The organism is Actinomycetes bacterium (assembly GCA_036510875.1).
Lineage (GTDB): Bacteria > Actinomycetota > Actinomycetes > Prado026 > Prado026 > DATCDE01.
In genome coordinates this window covers 1-2,746 of the sequence record DATCDE010000237.1, presented here as the reverse complement: position 1 = coordinate 2,746, position 2,746 = coordinate 1, and the positions used below count along the sequence as shown (strand labels likewise).

Genomic DNA, 2,746 nt, shown 5'->3' with positions numbered 1-2,746 from the left:
GTGGACGGTCGCCGGGCTCAGACCTCGTGGACGGTCGCCGGGCTCAGACCTGAAGTCCTACTCCCACGATGGCCTCAGCGACCGTGCGCAGGCTGGCGTGGTTGTTGCGGGCGTGACCGCGCATGAGCTGGTAGGCGTGATCGACCGTGACCGACTTCCTTTGGGCGGTGATCCCCTTGGCCTGTTCCATGACGACCCGTGAGTCCAGTGCCTGCTGCAGTTGCTCGCTCAGCTGCTCCTGGTCGTGCAGCTTGGCAGCGTTGAGCACGTAGCCGGTCGCCACATCGGCAAGGACCACGGCCACCGCAATATCCTCATCCGACCACTCCCGCGGCTCGCGAGAGTAGATGTTGAGTGCGCCGATGGCCTCGTCGCCATCGCGCATCGGGATCCCAGCAACGCCGGCCACCCACAGGTCAGTGGCGGTGGCCGCGTAGTGCGGCCACCGGGCTGACTCCTGGCGCGGCCATTGAACCCCCCGCTGTCCGATTAACTGGGCAGCGGGGGTAATGGCCTCCCCCCGGATGGGCTCCGAGCACAGTCAGTGCTCGGAAACTATTGGCTGCCTTTGGGCAGCAGCACAATCTGTCTTCGCCCCATCCCGAGTAACCTGCAACAGGGCGATGCTGGCACGGCGACGCGAGTGTCCGCGGCGGCTCAAACGGCTTGGGCGGTGCCGGGACTGTTCACCTGCTCGGGCCTGGATGAGCCCGTATGGTTGCCGAGCAAGGGGCTTGGTCTTGGGGCTTCGAGCACGGCCCAGAGGACTTCGCCGCCGTCGTTGGTGGGCAGAACCCCGAATGCGCGGGAGAGCGCGGCGACCACGGTGAGCCCTCGCCTTTGCAAGTCAGGATCTGAAGGCGTCTGGCCCGGTAGGGCGGGGCCGTGGTCTCGCACGCTCAGGCGCAGGGCACCTCGATCCCAGATGACGGACAGGTCGATGACGGTGCCTGCATGGGTTGTCGAGCTGGCCACCAGGGCGCTGACGACCAGGCTTGCGGCGGGGATGACCCGGCTTAGTCGCCAGTCCAGCAGGGTCCGTGTCACGAAGTCCCGGGAGGCGCGCGGCGCCGTCGGGTGCGGGGCCAGGACCAGAGACTGGACGACCTGGTCAGGGATCGCCCACACCGCGGTCATAGCCGAGAACAGCGACTCAGCTGTGATCAGGTGGCGACCCAAAGGGTGGACGCGCAGCGCGTCGCGAACCAGTGGGTCCGGGCAGGCCACGGCAACGGGGATCCCGGGCCAGTTGCGAACGTGTCGCCCAGCCGTGGCGAGCACCTCAACGGCGACCGGGTCGGCGAGCACGGCCGAAAGATCACAGACGACGCCCCGGGGCCCGTCGGCGAGAGCGAGCTGGATCGCCCGGTCCAGATCCTCGACGACCTCACTGAGCCGGCCGGCAACTTCAAGGACGGCTACCTGACGAATGGTGCGTGTTCTGACCCGGATCTGTGGCGTCGTACGCCGAAGGCTGGCTGGCTGCGCTGGGAACTTGGCCGGGACGTAGGGCATGTATCGAGACGGGACCGGGGCGATCCTGTGGTCGTGGTCTGCGCGAGGATTCTGCGGATCGCTCGGTTGCTGCGCCATGGCGGACTCGATTCGGTAGTCCTGGAACGTAAGGACGCGGGCCACCGAGATTCGGGAGTAGCACGAAGACAGATCAACGCCACCAAGGTCTGGGGCGGACGCAACGGAGCACACGCTACACCCCGCAGCCTCGCCACCCTGCATCCGGCCCGACGCCCGCCGAACGCACACCCGGACGGGGTCCGGCGTCCGGGGAAGCAAAGACGATGGCCCCACAAGAGGCACGGCGGTAGATAAGCACCTCGGCAAGGGTGCCCGCTTCACCAACCACCACCGGAGCAGGTTCGGCGCCTATGCCGGGGTGACTGAGATCCACGCGATCGTCCCACAGGAGATCCCTCACCGAAGAAGGATGTGAGCCCATCGCGGAGCCATGAGCGGATGTTCAGTCAGTCTCGGCGAGGTAGTCCGCGAGTGGGCCGGACGACGGTCGTCTGTGCCGCCACCAACCGTCGTCAGGCCGGATGCGGAAGTACCTCTTCAAGCGCTCGTCGTGTTTTCGACGGTAGATGCGCGGAACGTCTCGTCTGCCGCAGCAACTTGGTGCTCGATGCGCCCGCGTAGGCCATCTGACGCCAGCGAGGCGACTTCAGCCAGGTAATCGCGGGAGCACAAGTCGTTTGTGTAGTCATCCACCGTCGCCGTGTAGTTGTTGACCTCCGCGGACAGCTGGGCCCAGAGGCGGGTCTCCCGGTCCAGGCTCGGGTGGTGGGCCCACCCCGACTCTCGGAGAACAGCCGCGATCCGCTGAATCTCGCTCTCGTCTGCCACCAGACCAGTATCTCGCCACGGCAGTGACTCCCGCTGGCCGATCGACCTACGCACACCGAGGCTTGTCGTCGAAACGCACGGTCATCGATCCCTCTGCGGGCCGACGTTGACATAGCTCGGTTCTAGGTCGAGCGCCCCGGCGCCCGGTGCAAAGCACTGCTCACTGTCCGCGGCGCACTCTCAGACGCGCGCGCCGCCTCGTCGCTTCGAAAGTTCACCCTGACGATCGGGCGATCAGTCGATGTAGAGGGAAGTGCCACGCTTCTCGATCCTGCCTCGCTTCAGTGGGAACACCCGGGTCAAGGCCATGAAACTGGCGCCCAGGCCGGGGATTTTGGCGAAGATCCCTTGCGGGCCGCCGACCATATGTCCTGTGATCACG

Annotated in this window: 3 protein-coding genes; all 3 read right to left on the bottom strand. The window is 66.4% G+C overall.

The genetic code is table 11. The features are described from left to right. Positions 1–43: 43 nt before the first annotated feature. The gene (locus VIM19_13770; GenBank protein ID HEY5185935.1) at positions 44–409 is read right to left on the bottom strand and encodes an ANTAR domain-containing protein; all 366 of its coding nucleotides are present in this window, start codon (positions 407–409) and stop codon (positions 44–46) included. A 248-nt stretch (positions 410–657) separates the two neighbouring features. Beyond that, the gene (locus VIM19_13765; GenBank protein ID HEY5185934.1) at positions 658–1,515 is read right to left on the bottom strand and encodes an ATP-binding protein; all 858 of its coding nucleotides are present in this window, start codon (positions 1,513–1,515) and stop codon (positions 658–660) included. Positions 1,516–2,073: 558 nt separating this feature from the next. Continuing rightward, a complete protein-coding gene (locus tag VIM19_13760; protein HEY5185933.1) occupies positions 2,074–2,364 on the bottom strand; it encodes a hypothetical protein in 291 nt (96 codons plus the stop codon). Between the last annotated feature and the right edge of the window lie 382 nt (positions 2,365–2,746).

What these genes read in the sequence shown, in the direction of transcription:
- VIM19_13765 (HEY5185934.1), bottom strand. Translation starts at nt 1,515, where the DNA reads ATGCCCTACGTCCCGGCCAAGTTCCCAGCGCAGCCAGCCAGCCTTCGG.